This is a genomic window from Crossiella sp. SN42 (assembly GCF_023897065.1).
Classification (GTDB): domain Bacteria; phylum Actinomycetota; class Actinomycetes; order Mycobacteriales; family Pseudonocardiaceae; genus Crossiella.
Genome location: NZ_JAMHIV010000007.1, coordinates 23,611 through 39,192, shown reverse-complemented (window position 1 = coordinate 39,192; position 15,582 = coordinate 23,611). Strand labels below are relative to the sequence as shown.

14 protein-coding genes are annotated in these 15,582 nt (G+C 70.7%); 3 read left to right on the top strand and 11 right to left on the bottom strand.

What is annotated here, in order from left to right; all coding sequences use genetic code 11:
* Window positions 1-59 precede the first annotated feature (59 nt).
* From M8C13_RS10080 to M8C13_RS10050, 7 genes are all read right to left on the bottom strand, one after another.
* Complete coding sequence (locus M8C13_RS10080; RefSeq protein WP_252480254.1) at window positions 60-824, bottom strand: 3-oxoacyl-ACP reductase; 765 nt, start codon at window positions 822-824, stop codon at window positions 60-62.
* Entirely contained in the window at window positions 824-2,191 is a 1,368-nt protein-coding gene (locus tag M8C13_RS10075) for an aldehyde dehydrogenase family protein (protein WP_252480253.1), read from the bottom strand. Before M8C13_RS10075 ends, M8C13_RS10080 begins: the two co-directional genes overlap by 1 nt.
* Window positions 2,188-2,925, bottom strand: coding sequence for a gamma-glutamyl-gamma-aminobutyrate hydrolase family protein (locus tag M8C13_RS10070; protein ID WP_252480252.1), 738 nt, complete (start codon window positions 2,923-2,925; stop codon window positions 2,188-2,190). The genes M8C13_RS10075 and M8C13_RS10070 overlap by 4 nt, the downstream gene beginning before the upstream one ends.
* The gene (locus tag M8C13_RS10065) at window positions 2,906-4,279 is read right to left on the bottom strand and encodes a glutamine synthetase family protein (protein ID WP_252480251.1); all 1,374 of its coding nucleotides are present in this window, start codon (window positions 4,277-4,279) and stop codon (window positions 2,906-2,908) included. Before M8C13_RS10065 ends, M8C13_RS10070 begins: the two co-directional genes overlap by 20 nt.
* Before the next feature lie 74 nt (window positions 4,280-4,353).
* A complete protein-coding gene (locus M8C13_RS10060; protein ID WP_252480250.1) occupies window positions 4,354-5,103 on the bottom strand; it encodes a FadR/GntR family transcriptional regulator in 750 nt (249 codons plus the stop codon).
* Window positions 5,104-5,116: 13 nt separating this feature from the next.
* Window positions 5,117-6,571: an ethanolamine permease gene (gene eat / locus M8C13_RS10055; RefSeq protein WP_252480249.1), complete on the bottom strand. Its 1,455-nt coding sequence runs from the start codon at window positions 6,569-6,571 to the stop codon at window positions 5,117-5,119.
* Between the two features lie 95 nt (window positions 6,572-6,666).
* The gene (locus M8C13_RS10050) at window positions 6,667-7,584 is read right to left on the bottom strand and encodes a phosphotransferase (protein ID WP_252480248.1); all 918 of its coding nucleotides are present in this window, start codon (window positions 7,582-7,584) and stop codon (window positions 6,667-6,669) included.
* Window positions 7,585-7,681: 97 nt separating this feature from the next.
* Between M8C13_RS10050 and M8C13_RS10045 the strand changes: the two genes are divergently transcribed.
* Window positions 7,682-10,135 (top strand): FAD-dependent oxidoreductase, encoded by a 2,454-nt coding sequence (locus M8C13_RS10045; RefSeq protein WP_252480247.1) that lies wholly within the window; start codon window positions 7,682-7,684, stop codon window positions 10,133-10,135.
* Between the two features lie 50 nt (window positions 10,136-10,185).
* Here the strand turns inward: M8C13_RS10045 and M8C13_RS10040 are convergent, their stop codons facing one another.
* Window positions 10,186-11,067: an alpha/beta fold hydrolase gene (locus tag M8C13_RS10040; RefSeq protein WP_252480246.1), complete on the bottom strand. Its 882-nt coding sequence runs from the start codon at window positions 11,065-11,067 to the stop codon at window positions 10,186-10,188.
* Window positions 11,068-11,162: 95 nt separating this feature from the next.
* On the opposite strand from M8C13_RS10040, the gene M8C13_RS10035 reads away from it, so the two are divergent.
* Window positions 11,163-11,783, top strand: coding sequence for a TetR/AcrR family transcriptional regulator (locus M8C13_RS10035; RefSeq protein WP_252480245.1), 621 nt, complete (start codon window positions 11,163-11,165; stop codon window positions 11,781-11,783).
* A 27-nt stretch (window positions 11,784-11,810) separates the two neighbouring features.
* Here M8C13_RS10035 and M8C13_RS10030 read toward each other — a convergent pair whose 3' ends face one another.
* Complete coding sequence (locus M8C13_RS10030) at window positions 11,811-12,470, bottom strand: class I SAM-dependent methyltransferase (protein WP_252480244.1); 660 nt, start codon at window positions 12,468-12,470, stop codon at window positions 11,811-11,813.
* Between the two features lie 86 nt (window positions 12,471-12,556).
* Window positions 12,557-13,162, bottom strand: coding sequence for a VOC family protein (locus M8C13_RS10025; RefSeq protein WP_252480243.1), 606 nt, complete (start codon window positions 13,160-13,162; stop codon window positions 12,557-12,559).
* Between the two features lie 505 nt (window positions 13,163-13,667).
* On the opposite strand from M8C13_RS10025, the gene M8C13_RS45760 reads away from it, so the two are divergent.
* The gene (locus tag M8C13_RS45760) at window positions 13,668-13,994 is read left to right on the top strand and encodes a thiamine pyrophosphate-dependent enzyme (protein ID WP_252480242.1); all 327 of its coding nucleotides are present in this window, start codon (window positions 13,668-13,670) and stop codon (window positions 13,992-13,994) included.
* Here M8C13_RS45760 and M8C13_RS10015 read toward each other — a convergent pair.
* Window positions 13,980-15,581: an alkaline phosphatase D family protein gene (locus M8C13_RS10015; protein WP_252480241.1), complete on the bottom strand. Its 1,602-nt coding sequence runs from the start codon at window positions 15,579-15,581 to the stop codon at window positions 13,980-13,982. The genes M8C13_RS45760 and M8C13_RS10015 overlap by 15 nt on opposite strands.
* Window position 15,582 lies beyond the last annotated feature (1 nt).

The following is a 15,582-nucleotide window of genomic DNA, read 5'->3' as shown; positions in this document are numbered from 1 at the left end:
CCGCGAACGTGACAGCGGCCCCGCACCGGCGGTCTCACGCGCCGGTGCGGGTGACTGCCCTAGAGCGGGGTGACGTAGGCGCCGGTGAGGCCGCCGTCGACGAGGAACTGGGACGCGGTGATGAAGCTGGAGTCGTCGCTGGCCAGGAAGGCGACCGCGGCGGCGATCTCGGTGGGCTCGGCGAAGCGGCCCATCGGGATGTGCACCAGGCGGCGGGCGGCGCGTTCGGGGTCCTTGGCGAAGAGCTCCTGCAGCAGGGGGGTGTTCACCGGGCCGGGGCAGAGGGCGTTGACGCGGATGCCCTCGCGGGCGAACTGCACGCCCAGTTCCCGGGACATGGCCAGCACGCCGCCCTTGGAGGCGGTGTAGGAGATCTGGCTGGTGGCCGCGCCCATCACCGCGACGAAGGAGGCGGTGTTGATGATCGAGCCCTTGCCCGCGCGCTGCATGTAGGGCAGCACGTGCTTGCAGCACAGGTACACCGAGGTCAGGTTGACCTCCTGGACCTTGCGCCAGGCCTCGATTCCGGTGGTCAGGATCGAGTCGTCCTCCGGCGGGGAGATGCCTGCGTTGTTGAAGGCGATGTCGATGCGCCCGTACTTGTCGAACACCGTGGCGTAGAGGGACTCCACGTCGGTGGCGCTGGTGACATCGGCCCGCACGAACAGGCCGTTGACCTCGTCGGCGACCTGCTTGCCGGTGGCCTCGTCGATGTCGACGACCACCACCGTGGCGCCCTCCTCGGCGAAGCGGCGGGCGGTGGCCAGGCCGATGCCGCTGGCCGCGCCGGTGATGACCGCGACGCGGTCGGTGAGCCGTCCCATCAGTTCTCCTCAGTGCTGACGAACACGTTCTTGACCTCGGTGAACCCATCCAGGGCGTCCGGTCCCAGCTCACGGCCGAGCCCGGACTGCTTGAAGCCGCCGAAGGGCGTCCAGTAGCGCACCGAGGAGTGTGAGTTGACCGAGAGGTTGCCCGCCTCGACCCCGCGGGCCACCCGCAACGCGCGGCCGACGTCCCGGGTCCAGATCGAGCCGGAGAGGCCGTACTCGGTGTCGTTGGCCAGCCGCAGCGCGTCGGCCTCGTCGGTGAAGGGCAGCGCCGAGACCACCGGCCCGAAGATCTCCTCGCGCCAGGCCCGGTCCCGCTCGTCCTTCGGCAGCAGCACGGTGGCCGGGTAGAAGAACCCGTCGCCGCCGGGGGCCTGGCCGCGGTAGGCCACGGTGGTCTCCTCCACGTAGGAGGCGACCCGGTCGCGGTGCGCGGCGGTGATCAGCGGACCCATCTCGGTGGACTCGGCCGCCGGGTCGCCGACCACGACGCCCTTGACCGCGGGTTCGAGCAGTTCCAGGAACCGGTCGTAGACCTCGCGCTGGACGAGGATCCGGGAGCGGGCGCAGCAGTCCTGGCCCGCGTTGTCGAACACCCCGTACGGCGCGGCGGCCGCGGCCCGTTCCAGGTCGGCGTCGGCGAAGATGATGTTGGCGCTCTTGCCGCCCAGTTCCAGGGTCAGTCGTTTCACCTGGTCCGCGCAGCCGGCCATGATCTGTTTGCCGACGGCGGTGGAGCCGGTGAAGACCACCTTGCGCACCGCGGGGTGGGTGACGAAGCGCTGGCCGACCACCCGGCCGGCACCGGGCAGCACCTGGAAGACGTCCTCGGGGATGCCGGCCTGGTGCGCCAGCTCGGCAAGGCGCACCGCGGTCAGCGGGGTCAGCTCGGCCGGTTTGAGCACCACGGTGTTCCCGGCGGCCAGCGCGGGGGCGAAGCCCCAGGCGGCGATCGGCATCGGGAAGTTCCACGGCACGATCACCCCGATCACGCCCAGCGGCTCGTGGAAGGTGACGTTGAGGCCGCCGGGCACCGGGATCTGGCGGCCGAAGTGCCGTTCGGGCGCGCCCGCGTAGTAGCGGATCACGTCCCTGGCGTTGCCGGCCTCCCAGCGGGCGTTGCCGATGGTGTGCCCGGCGTTGCGGACCTCCAGCTGGGCCAGGTGTTCCAGGTCGGCCTCCACCGCCTCGGCGAAGCGGTGCAGCAGCCGCACGCGGTCGCCGGGGCTGACCGCCCGCCAGGCCGGGAAGGCCTTGTCCGCGCGCTCGATCGCGGCGTCGGTGGCGGCCTCGTCGGCCAGGGCGATGCTGTCGAAGACCGCGCCCGTGGCCGGGTTGATCAACTCGTGGGTGGCGGTCACGCTCTCGCTCCTTCTGCCGCGGCGTTCACCAGCGCGGTGAACAGGGGTGCGCTGGGATGCGCGGGGTCGGCGGTGTCTTCCTCGGGATGCCACTGCACCCCGAGTACGAACGGATGGCCAGGCCGGCGGATGGCCTCGATGGTGCCGTCGGTGGCGTGCCCGACGGCTTCCAGGCCGGGAGCCAGCTCCTCAATGGCCTGGTGGTGGTAGCAGGAGACCTCGATCTTCTCCCCCAGCAGCGTCGCCGGCGGGCAGCCCGGTTCCAGCCGGACCGTGGTGCGCCCGTACTGCCCCGGCGCGGGCTGGTGGTCGCGGTGACCGAGCACCTCGGGCAGGTGCTGGTGCAGGGTGCCGCCCAGGCCGACGTTGAGCAGCTGCGCGCCCCGGCAGATGGCCAGCAGCGGGGTCCGCCGCTCCAACGCGCGGTGCAGCAGGGCCAGTTCGGTGGTGTCGCGGTCGGGCCGGATGCCGGTGGTGTGCTCGTGCGGTGCGGCCTGGTAGCGGGCCGGGTCGATGTCGGCGCCGCCTGCCAGGACCAGCCCGTCCAGCCGGGGCAGCGCGCGGGCGGCCTCGGCGCCCGGCGGCAGCAGCACCGGGATGCCGCCCGCGGTGATGACGGCGTCGACGTAGGTGCGGGGCAGCAGTGCGGCCGGGCGCTGCCACACGCCCCAGGCGGCGGTCTCGCTGTAGCAGCTGATCCCGATGACGGGCGCGTCAGAGGCGTTCGAAGCCACGGAAGAGCTCCCAGTCGGTGACGGCGGCCTGGTAGGCGCCGATCTCGATGCGCGCGGCGTTGAGGTAGTGCGCCACCACGTCCTCGCCGAAGGCGGTGCGGGCCAGCTCGCTGGCGGCGAAGGCTTCCACCGCCTCGGGCATGGTGGCCGGCACGTGCTCGGCGTCGCTGGCGTAGGCGTTGCCGGTGAGCGCCTCGCCCAGCGGCAGCTCGCGGTCGATGCCGTCCAGGCCGGCGGCGATCAGCGCGGCGGTGGCCAGGTAGGGGTTGACGTCGCCGCCGGGCACCCGGTTCTCCACCCGCAGGCTGGCCCCGCCGTGGCCGACCAGCCGCAGCGCGCAGGTCCGGTTGTCCGGGCCCCAGGCCACCGCGGTGGGGGCGAAGCTGCCGGGCACGAACCGCTTGTAGGAGTTGATGTTCGGCGCGAGCAGCAGGGTCAGCGCGCGCAGGTGGGCCAGCTGCCCGGCCAGGAAGTGCTCGGCCAGCGCGGACATGCCGTGGCGGCGGTCCCCGGCGAAGACCAGTTCGCCGTCGGCGCCGCGCAGGCTGATGTGGATGTGGCAGGAGTTGCCCTCGCGCTGGTTGTACTTGGCCATGAAGGTCAGGCTCTTGCCCTCCTGGGCGGCGATCTCCTTCGCGGCGGTCTTGTAGATGCTGTGGTTGTCGCAGGTGGCCAGTGCCTCGGCGTAGCGGAAGGCGATCTCGTGCTGGCCGGGATTGCACTCGCCCTTGGCCGACTCCACCCGCAGCCCGGCGGCGGTCATCTCGTTGCGGATGCGGCGCAGCAGCGGCTCGATCCGGGAGGTGCCCAGCAGCGAGTAGTCCACGTTGTACTGGTTGCTGGGGGTCATGTTCCGGTAGCCGTTGGTCCAGGCCTGCTCGTAGCTGTCGTCGAAGACGATGAACTCCAGCTCGGTGCCGACCTGGGCGACCAGGCCGCGCTCGGCGAGCCGGTCGAGCTGGCGGCGCAGGACCTGCCGGGGTGAGGCGGCCACCGGGCTGCCGTCGGCCCAGGTGACATCGGCCAGCACCAGCGCGGTGGCCGGGTGCCAGGTGGCCATGCGCAGGGTGTCCAGGTCGGGCCGGAGGGTGAAGTCGCCGTAGCCGCGTTCCCAGGAGGACATCTGGTAGCCGCCGACGGTGTTCATCTCCACGTCGACCGCGAGCAGGTAGTTGCAGGCCTCGGCGGAGTGCGGGACGACGTCGTCGAGGAAGTGCCGGGCGGCGATCCGCTTGCCCTGCAACCGGCCCTGCATGTCGGTCATGGCCAGCAGCACGGTGTCCACCGCGCCGGTGTCGACCAGCTCGTGCAGGCGGGCGAGCGAGAGCGGGGCCGTGGTTCCCGGCTGCGACACGTCCGCCTCCAAATGGTCTGCGATTGGACCTTTGCAGGATGGTGGGTGACCGGCACCACTGTCAAGCGCGCAGGTCAGCTCAGGAATCCGCGCAGCAGCGCCGCGGTCCCTTCCAGGTGTTCGGCCATCGCCGCGCGTGCGGCCTCGGCGTCCCCGGCCAGCACCGCGGCCACGATCCGCTCGTGCTGCTCGTGCGAGTGCTCGATGTTGTGCCCCAGCAACGGGATCGCATCCAGCAGCTCGTTGATCCGCATCCGGTTGTCAGCCACCGCCGATGCCAGCGAGGCCGAGCCGGTGATCTGCGCGATCGCCAGGTGGAACCGCGAGTCCAGCTGCCGGTAGGTCTCCGGGGTGGCGGCGCGGACCTGCTCGTGCACCGCGCGCAGCAGCGCCCGGTCCGGCTCCGGCAGCGCCCGGCCGGCGGCGGCCTGCGCCGCGCCGGTCTCCAGCACCTCCCGGAAGATCAGCGTGTCCTCCAGGCCGACCTGGCCCATGCCGACCACCAGCTTGCGCAGCCGGGCCCGCCCGCGCGGGGCCTGCTCGGCCCGGTTGACCACAAACGTGCCGCCGAAGCGCCCGCGCCGGGACTCCACGTACCCGGACTGCTGCAGCGCCCGGATCGCCTCCCGCAGCGTCATCCGGCTGACCCCCAGCCGCACGGCCAGGTCCCGCTCGGCGGGCAGCCGCTCACCGGGACCGACCACGCCGAGCTTGATCGCCTGCAGGATCCGCTCCACCGCCTCCTCGAAGGCGTTGCCGCTGCGGACCGGACGGAAGACCGCCCGGTCTGCCAGGGTGGCCGGTGAGTCCTGCTCGGTGCTCATGACCGCCACGATCTCACGGGTCCTCCAGCTCGGCCGTGGCGCGACGCACCGCCTCGAACTCCTCCTCAGGGGCCTGGGCGACCAGGTGGTGGCGGCTGTAGAACCAGAAGTAGGCCAGCGCCAGCAGGAAGATCCCGGCCATGATCCCGGCGGCCAGGATGTCCACCAGGAAGGTGGCCACCACCGCGGCCGCGGCCAGCACCAGCGCGATGCCCGTGGTGACCACCCCGCCCGGCGTGCGGTAGGGGCGCGGCAGGTTCGGCTCGCGGACCCGCAGCACGATGTGGGAGACCATCATCAGCACGTAGGACACCGCCGCGCCGAAGACCGCGATGTTGATCAGCTTGGCCCCGTTCTGGGTGGCCGCGGCCAGGATGAACCCGATCGCGCCGGGAACCAGCAGCGCCAGGATCGGCGTCTTGCGCTTGCCGGTCACCGACAGCTTCCTGGGCAGGTACCCGGCCCTGGAGAGGGCGAACAGCTGCCGGGAGTAGCCGTAGATGATGGAGAAGAAGCTGGCCACCAGCCCGGCCAGGCCGATGTAGTTGACGATGTCGGCGATCACCGCGTTGCTCCCGTAGACCGCGCGCAGCGCCGCGGGCAGCGGGTTGTCCGAGGACTTCAGCGCGTTGCTGCCCGCCCCGCCCGGCGCGGCGATGAGGATCAGCCCGGCGAAGACCAGCAGCACCAGCATCGCGGCCACGATGCCCTTGGGCATGTCCTTGCGCGGGTCCCGCGCCTCCTCCGCGGCCAGCGGCACGCCCTCGATGGCCAGGAAGAACCAGATGCCGTAGACGAAGGCGGCCAGGATGCCCGCGTAGCCGAAGGGCAGGAACGAGCTGGCCCCGACCGCGTCGGTGGGCGGGATGTCGGTCAGCCGGGACAGGTCGATCATCGGGATCATCGCCACCACGAAGATCACCAGGCCGACCACGGCGATCGCGGTGATGACGAACATCAGCCGCAGCGCCTCACCGACGCCGTAGAGGTGCACGCCGACGAAGATGGCGTAACAGACCAGGTAGACCGGCCAGCCGTTGGTCAGCCCGAACAGCCCCAGCGCCTCGACGTAGCCGCCGATGAACACCGAGATCGCCGCGGGGGCGATGGTGTACTCGATCAGGATCGCGGTGCCGGTGGCGAACCCGCCCAGCGGCCCCAGCGCGCGCCGGGCGAAGCCGTAGCCCGCCCCGGCCACCGGCATCGCCGAGGCCATCTCGGCCAGGCCGAAGACCATGCAGGTGTACATCACCGCCATCAGGATGGTGGCGATCAACAGCCCGCCGAACCCGCCCTGGGCCAGGCCGTTGTTCCAGCCGGAGAAGTCACCGGAGATCACGTAGGAGACGCCGAGCCCTGCCAGCAGCACCCAGCCCGCGGCGCCCTTCTTGAGCTGGCGTTGCTCCAGGTAGCCCGCCTCGACCGAGGTGTAGTCCACTCCCCTGCCCTGGGGTTGTTCTGTGCTCACGCGCGCCTCCACCTGGGGTCCGGACAGCGGCTAATTAGTCAACGGTCAGACCATTGCCTATATGTGTGAGCGAGGTTACAAACGCTGTCAAGCCCTCAGTGGGCCAGTTGCAGCAGCCGGCCCAGCCCTGGATCGGTCAGGGCGGCCTTGGCCCGCCCCCATTTGCCCGCGGCCTCGCCCCAGTAGTCGAAGGTGCTGCCCGGCTTGCTGAGCAGGCCGTGGTGGATGCAGAACCACAGCGTCCAGGTGAAGTCCGACATCGCCTGGAACAGCCGCACCCGCGCGGTCAGCCGCGGTGAGCGCTCGCCGAAGTAGGCATCGGCCAGCAGCGTCACCCGGTCGGGGTCGAACTGGCCTTCGGCGCAGATGTTGCCCAGCTCGAAGCCGGGGTCGCCGGTGCCGCTGAGCTGGTAGTCCACGATCCGGATGCCGCCGGGCCCGGCGATGAAGTTCTCCGCCAGCAGGTCGTTGTGGCAGGGTTTCGCCGGCAGCGGGTCCGCGCCCAGCACCGCCTCCAGCTTGCGCGCCAGGCCCAGGTGGTCCAGGTAGTCCTCGAACAGGGTCAGCTCGTGGCGGCGGCAGATCTCCAGCAGCTGCCGCTGCTTGGCGAAGATGTCGAACTCGTTGACGAAGGGCCGCGGCGCGGCGTGCAGCCGCAGGCAGGCCGCGGCCAGCAGCGGGATGCGCCCGGGTTCGCGGGTGTCGTCGAAGTTGAGCGTGCGGCCGGGCAGGTACTCCAGCACCAGCGCGGGCAGCTCGGGCAGGATGTGCAGCACCCTCGGCCCGGCCCCGGACTCCGCGGCCACCACGGTGTTGGCGATCTCCTGCTCCAGCGGCACCCCGAGCCCGGCCTCGGCGACCGCGGGGTCGAGCACCCGCAGCACCTGGTCCACCCCGTCGACCCGCAGGTGGGCGACCTGGTGGCTGAGCCCGCCGGTCATCGGCAGCAGCTCCACCTGCCGTCCCGTCCACGCCGGGACCTGACTGATCGCGTCCTGCACGGTCGCCGACATAGTCGCCGAGTGTGTTGGCGCGCACACTTGTCCGTCAAGACACGCGGCCGCACGGTTCCCCCGACCGGCCCACCTGCGCTACCAAGGACCGGTGTCCGTGGATCGAACGCTCCCAGACCGCGCCCGCATCGTCGTGATCGGCGGTGGCGTCGGCGGAACCAGCATCGCCTACCACCTCGCCAAGCTCGGCGAACGAGACGTCCTGCTGCTCGACCGCAACGAGCTGACCAGCGGCTCGACCTTCCACTCGGCGGGCCTGGTCGGCCAGCTGCGCGCCGATGTGACGCTGACCAGGATGAACATCTACTCCGCCCAGCTCTACGCCGAGCTGGAGGCCGGGGACAACCCGGTCGGTTTCGTGCCCTGCGGCGGCATCCGGCTGGCCTGCACGCCTGAGCGGATGCAGGAGGCACGGCGGCAGATAGGCTGGTCCCGCACCGTCGACCTGCCGTTGCAGGAGATCAGCCCGGCCGAGGCCAAAGAACTGTTCCCACTGCTGGACACCACCGGGGTGCTCGGCGGCACCTACCTGGCCACCGACGGCTACGTCGACCCCGCCCAGCTCACCTACTCCCTGGCCGCCGGGGCGCGCGCGGGCGGAGTGCGCATCCACCCGCACACCAGGGTGCTGGGCATCGACGTGCGCGAGGGCCGGGTCCGCGGTGTGCGCACCGACCGCGGCGACATCGAGGCCGAGATCGTGGTCAACTGCGGCGGCATGTTCGCCGCCGAGATCGGCCGCCTGGCCGGGGTGCGGGTGCCGATCGTGCCGATGTCGCACCAGTACCTGATCACCGAGCCGGTCCGCCCGCGCGACGGCAGCCACCTGCCGACCCTGCGCGACCCGGACAACCTGGTCTACTTCCGCGAGGAGGTCGACGGGCTGCTCATGGGCGGCTACGAGCGCGACTCCGCGCCGTGGGCGCAGACCGGGGCGAACTTCGAGACGGTGCCGCCGGACTTCAACGGCAAGCTGCTGCCCGAGGACTGGGACCGCTTCGCCGAGATCGCCGAGGCCGCCCAGCAGCGGGTGCCGACCATGGCCACCGCGGGCATCCGCAAGATGATCAACGGTCCGGAGGCCTTCACCCCGGACAACGAGTTCTGCCTCGGCGAGACCGAGGTCGGCGGGTTCTTCGTGGCCGCGGGGTTCTGCGCGCACGGCATCGCCGGGGCCGGCGGCATCGGCAAGGTGATGGCCGAGTGGATCGTGGCCGGGGAACCGGAGTTCGACCTCTCGCACATGGACATCCGCCGCTTCGGCCGCCAGTACCGCTCCCCGTCCTACACCCGCAAGCGCACGGTGGAGAACTACGAGACCTACTACGACATCCCGTTCCCGCACCGGGAACGCGGCGCCGGCCGCCCGCTGCGGGTCTCCTCGGCCTACTCCTGGCACCGCAAGCACGGCGCCAGCTTCGGCGAGAAGTCCGGCTGGGAGCGGGTCAACCACTACGAGAGCAACGCCGCCGCCGGCCAGGAGTCCTGGCGGCCCGAAGGCTGGGCCGGTCGCAACTGGTCCCCGGCCATCGGCGCCGAACACCTGGGCACCCGGGAACGCGCCGGCCTGTTCGACGAGTCCTCCTTCGCCAAGATCGAGGTCACCGGCCCCGGCGCGGCCAAGCTGCTGGACTGGGTGTGCGCCAACGAGGTCGCGGGCCCGGTCGGCGCGGTCACCTACACCCAGGCGCTCAACGCCCGCGGCGGCATCGAGTGCGACTTCACCGTCACCCGCTGGGCCGAGCAGGAGTTCCAGGTCGTCACCGGCACCGCCTTCGGCTCCCACGACGCCGCCTGGCTGCGCAGGCACGCCCCCACAGACGGCTCGGTCCGCATCGCCGATGTCACCGGCGCCTACTCCTGCTTCGCCCTGTGGGGGCCGAGCTCCCGGGACATCCTGGCCGGACTCACCCCCGCGGCCTTGGACAACGAGTCCTTCCCCTACCTCACCGCCCAGGAGACCACCGTCGGCGACGTGCCGGTGCGCGCGCTGCGGGTGACCTTCGCCGGGGAGCTGGGCTGGGAGCTGTACTGCTCCAGCGAGTACGGCGCCGCCCTGTGGCGCACGCTGTGGGAGGCGGGCCAGGAGCACGGCGTCATCGCCGGCGGCTACCGCGCCATCGACAGCCTCCGCCTGGAGAAGGGCTACCGGCTGTGGGGCTCGGACCTCACCCCGGAACGCACCCCGTACGAGGCGGGCCTGGGCTTCTGCGTCAAACCTGACAAGCCCGGCGGCTTCCACGGCCGCGAGGCCCTGCTGCGCCGCAAGGAGGCCGGGTTCACCCACCGCCTGCGTTGCCTCACCCTGGACGACTCGACCGTCTGGCCGCTGGGCAGCGAGGCGGTCCGGGTCGGCGGCGAGGTGCTGGGCCGGGTGACCACCGGCGGCTTCGGCTACTCGGTGGGCCGCGCCATCGCCTTCGTCTACCTGCCGGTGGACCGGGTCAAGATCGGCACCGAGGTGGAGGTGGAGATCTTCGGCCGCTGGGTGCCCGGCGTGGTCGAACGCGACCCGCTGTTCGACCCCAAGGGCACTCGCGTCCGCGCGTGATCGCGACCGGTGCTCGGGAACAGCGCGTGTTTCCGAGCACCGGTCCCTGATCAGTGCACCTGCGCACCGACGAAGTCCAGCACCAGCTCAACCACCCGCTCCGGCTCATCCAGGGACAGCACGTGGCCAGCCTCGGGCAGCACCTCGACCCGGGTGATGTTGGGCAACCCGGCCAGCCGCTCCCGCAGCGAGTCCAGGTCGTTGAGCCTGCTCTTGCCGCCGAGCACCACCAGGCTCGGCCTGCTCAACCCGGACAGCTGCGCCTCGGTGTAGAGCTGAGGCAGGGGCAGCACCTGCCGGAAGCCGACCAGCTTTGGCAGCAGCCTGCGGAAGACCTCCGACCGCAGCGTCCCGTTGACCAGCCACCGCGACCCCCACTCCCGCACCCGGCGCGGGGTTAACAGGAACAACGCGCAGGCCAGGTTCCACCTGATGAACCGCCAGCCGATCTTCTCGAACCCCGGCGGGTCCAGCAGCGACACCGAGGCCACCCGCTCCGGCGCGCGCAGGGCCGTGCGCACCGACACCCACGCCCCGTGGGACATCCCCACCAGGTGCGACCGCTCGACCTCGAGCCCGTCGAGCACCTCCACCAGCCACGCGGCCAGATCCTCACCGTCGAGCACCGGCCGCTCGGGCAGGTGATGCCCAGGTTCGGCGATGGTCTCCGGGGAGAAGACAGTGTGCGCCGCGCTCAGCCGCCCGATGATGTTGCTGTAGGTCAGCGGCAGGCCGCCGGAGGGCGCCACCAGCACGATCGGGATGCCGTCGCCGGTGCCGTTGCGCTGCACCCTGGTGGTGCCGAAGGCGGTGCGCACCTCGGTGAAGTCCGTGGCCGACGGCCAGAACTCGGCCATCAGCTCGTCGTAGGTCCGGATGAAGTCCTCACGCGCCCGCTCGGTCCGAAAGCCGGCTCGCTTCGTCTTGCTCACCTGCGCCCCCCTCACATCATTCACCACAGCAACCCCCGTCACTGTCCGTTATGATACGAACGTACCATGATGCTGAGTGTCGTAGGGTGTGCGCCGTGCCAAAACTGGTTGATCATGAGCAGCGCCGTGCCGAGATCGCCGAGGCGTTGCTGCGCATCGCCGGCACCCGTGGCCTGCACGCCGCCAGCATGCGCGAGGTCGCCGCCGAAGCCGGCGTCTCACTGCGCCTGGTGCAGTACTACTTCCACACCAAGGAAGAGCTGCTGCTCAACGGGCTGACCCGCCTGGTCGACAAGCTCAACGAGCGCATACTCGACCGCATCCGCAAGGCGGGCCTGCCGCCAACGCCACGCAGCATCCTGTACGCGGCCCTGATCGGCCTGCTGCCCACAGACGAGGACAGCCGCCGAGTGCAGCTCACCCTGGTCGCCTACCAGGCCCTGATGATCTCCGACCCGGCATTCGCCAGCCGCAACTTCGGCACCACCCCGGACAAGCTCGAGCAGTACCTGGCTGGCCAGATCCGCCTGGCCCAGGAGGCAGGCGAGATCGACGCCGACCGGGACCCGGCGATCACCGCCACCACCCTGGTGGCGCTCACCGGCGGCCTGGTCTCCAGCGTCATCGGTGGACAACGCGACGGCGCGGCGGCCGAGCGCGTCCTCCGCGACCACCTGGATCGCCTGTTCACCGAGCAGCCCGAACCGTCGGCATGATGCTCAGGTGCCGTTCGTCATCGGCAGTCACTCCTTTCGTACTCGCACTCCGAACACTGTCGGTGTCGGAGCTCCACCCTCGCCGAAGCGCTCCAGCATCAGGCCGGCGGCCAGGAAGTCGTGGAGCAGGTCCGGCAGTGGGCGGTGGGTGGCGCCCACCTTGTCGCGCAGCCCCTCTGCGGTCCACGACGCGGTCGTCCAATGGGCGTCCCGGTAACCGGGCTTGATCACTATGGCCGCCGGGTCAGACCGGTCAGCAAAGCCGCCGCAGAAACACGGGTGCACCCCGAGGTGGACGAATACGCCGCCAGGACGCAGAACTCGGGCCACCTCGCGAAGCACCGCCGGATAGCCGGGCATGTCGGTATGGGTGAGCACCGTCATGACGGCCGCCAGTGAACTGTCGGCGATGGGTAGGCATTCGGCGTCGGCCTGAGCCACGGGCAGTTTCGCCGACGCATGACGGAGCATACCGCAGGAAATGTCGAGTCCAAACGGATCCCAGCCCAGTGCGCGCAGTCGATCGGCATGCGCGCCGGTTCCGCAGCCTATTTCCAGGCACGGTCCGCCGCCTGAGCCGAGCAGGTCGGCCAGCAGCGCGGTCAGCTCCAGCGGATCGGAATCCCGTTGTGCGGCAAGGAAGTCGTGCTCGTACCAGTCGGCGATGTCGTCGTAGTGGGCGCGCATACATACACCAAAGCGGACGCAATGGTCCATATGCGACCGATTCTTCGCTGGGTGAACACCGAATGACACGATTGGGTCAGAAAGACCTAAGAACCGGTGATCAATTCGAATTCGCCATTTCGACCGTGTATGACTGATCTCAGGCCGACGCGGTTGGCTGGACGGACCGGCAACGAGACGTCCAGTGCAGCCAAGGTGGTGCGAAGCGGTTCCGGATCCGGGGACATCGCGTGCAGCTCCACCAGCGGCGCCACCGGAAGGTTCCCGGCAGGGTGTGCCGTGTCACCCCAGTCGATCAGGAACGGGACGACCCCAGTGCCTGGCGGGGTGAGCCGCCAGCTCAGTCGCCGTCCATCGGTGGTGACACGTCCCATTGCCTGCGGTGTACCCGGATCAACACCGCGGGCGCGGGCGGCGGCCACGCTCGCGTCGATGTCCGTGACGCGGGCGGCCCAGGTCATCAGGCTGGGTCCGGTCAGCGTGCCGAGTCCGAACACGGTCGGCTCGGCCACGCGGTCCGGATCCGGTCCGATGATCTCCAAAAAGGCCTGCTCACCCAGACCGAGCAAGTAGTTCGCCGTCCCCCACGCTTCATGGCGTCCGCCTGGTACCGGGCGGACGCCGGAAAGGAGGTGCACCAGGCCGACTGTGCCGGCCAGGTCCGGCGTCGCCAGCACGAGGTGGTCGAGCATTGGGTCCCCCGTTCCCTTGACATCCCGGCACCGTCATACCAGATTGCCGCTGACTGATTGATCAGCCACAGCGCCTGGAGGTGGCAGTGCGGCCCTCGGGAGCCCGCTGCGGCGGGTATCCGCCCGCTGACGCAGGTGGCATCCGCGGGGCAAGCGGCCCCCGCGGCGCTGCCAGCCGTTGATGTGCGACAGCGCGGTGAGTGACGGCGTGCTGGGGGCTGTTGCCGGGGTCAAGGCCTGCTGGAGTGAGTCAGACGGCGGTCTCATCACCTACTGGAGTGCACGAGTGTTGCTGTGCGCGTTCGGTGGGCCGCAGTCAGCGGGTGAGTTCGCGGACCGAGTTGCGGACTCGGCCGCGCGGGCCGTTCGTGCTGAAGGCGGGCTGGATCGAGCAGGACGCGGTGCGGTCGGATCCGGTGGCGATGCCGGCCGCTTACGACGAGATGGTGGGGCGGTGGCCTGTCCGGGGGTGCGGACGGCTGCCTTGCTTGGGGATGGTGGGGTGATGTTCACCGTGGCCGAGTTGGCCACGGCGGTGCAGCTGAGGCTGGCGTTGCCGGTGCTGGTGGTGGACAACGCCGGGTACGGGGAGATCAAGGCGGAGATGGTGGCTCGGGCGGATCCGGTGCACGCGGTGGACCTGCCTTCGCCGGATTTCGCGGCGAGGGGGCGGGCGTTGGGGTGTCATGGGGTTCAGGTGGTGGGGGCGGCGGAGTTGCGGGTGGAGCTGGCTCGGGCGTTCAGGGCGGATCGGCCGACGGTGTTGGACCTGCCGGAGGAGCCCGTGTCAGAGGAGCTGGGGTCAGAGGAACCGGGGTCAGCGCAGGGGTAGGCGGCAGACCTCGGTGAGGCTGGTTTCGCTGGCGCGCTCGAAGGTCAGGGTGGCCTCGGTGGCGGTGAGGTTGAGGGTCGCGAGCAGGTTGCCGAAGTGGGGGCCGGTGATCTTGGTCCAGTGGGTGGGCTGGGCGGGGACGCCGGAGAGGCGGGCCCAGGCGTGCGACAGCGCGGTCAGGGGGTGCCACCAGGCCAGGCGCAGGGCCGGTTTGAACAGGTCCGGTTCGGCGTTGCGCAGTGGGGAGCAGGTCAGCTGGTGCACCGGGGCCTGCTCGGTGGTGCGGGCGACGTAGCTGTGGTGGACGTCGCCGGAGAGCACCGCGACCGTGCCATCGGTCTTGGCCGCGGTCTGGTGCAGCAGCCGGGAGAGCTGGTCGAAGGACTCGCGGAAGCTGGCCCAGTGGTCGAAGTCGCCTGCCTGGCGGATGCGTTCGGCCAGGCGGCCGCGCCAGCCGGGGCGGTGCGCGGCGTGCTCGTTGCGGGCCTGCAGGTGGTGGATCACCGGCGGCAGCAGCCAGGGCAGGGAGCTGCCGACGAGCAGGTGGCGGTACTCGCTGCCCGCGCCGTCGAGCTGGGCGGTGAGCCAGGCGAACTCCTCGTCGTCGAGCATCTTGCGGCGGCCGCCGGTGAGGATGCGGCCCGCGCGGCTGTCCACCATGAGCAGGCGGACCGGGCCGAAGTCGCGGCAGTAGCTCCACTGGGCGTGCTTGTGCTCGCCGATCTCGGTGTCCCAGCGAGCGGCGTGGGACTCCAGCAACTCCTGGGCGTCAGCCCCGTGCAGGGCCAGGACCTGCTGGTACAGCTCGTCCTTGGCCAGCGCGGTCGGCGCCAGGTTGCCCAGGTGCTGGTAGACCCAGTACGAGGCCAGTGCGCCGCGGGCCCGCTTGGCCCACCAGGGTTTGGCGGCCATCTCCTGCCGCCAGATCTCCGAGGTGTTCCAGTCGTCGCGGACGTCGTGGTCGTCGAAGATCATCGAGGTGGGCACGGTGGAGAACAGCCAGCGGACCTCGGGTTCGGTCCAGCTCTCCCGGTAGAGCTGGGTGTACTCCTCGAAGTCGGCGACCTCCACTCCCGGCGGCTGGCTGAGGTCGCGGCGCTGCTTGAGGTACTGCTGGGTGCGGTCGGTGGTCTCATCGGCGTAGATCTGGTCGCCGAGCAGCAGCAGCGCCTCCGGCCGTTCCCGCACCGGCTGCGTGATGAGGCGGTTGGCCAGCGCGGACAGTGCGCAGTAGCCGACCTTGGCCCGTCGCTGGGCGTCCTCGGGCTGGGCGAAGCGGCAGGAGCCGAAGGAGACTCGTACGGGGTGGTCGGAGTGGGTGGGCAGGGTGCGGATGACGCTGGGCGGGTAGGCCGAGCCGGCCTGTGGCCACACCGCTTCGCCGTCGAGGTGGACCTGGTACTCGTGTTCGGTGTCCGGGGTCAGGCCGCTGATCACGACCAGCGCGTAGTGGTGGCCGGCGACCTGGAAGGTGGTGGCTTCGGCGTCGAGCACCCGGACGGTGCCGGGGCGGTCGGTCTCCACCCAGACGGTGGCCGAGTTGTCATCGACGTGGCGCAGCAGCGGACCGAGTACGAGGTTGGGCACG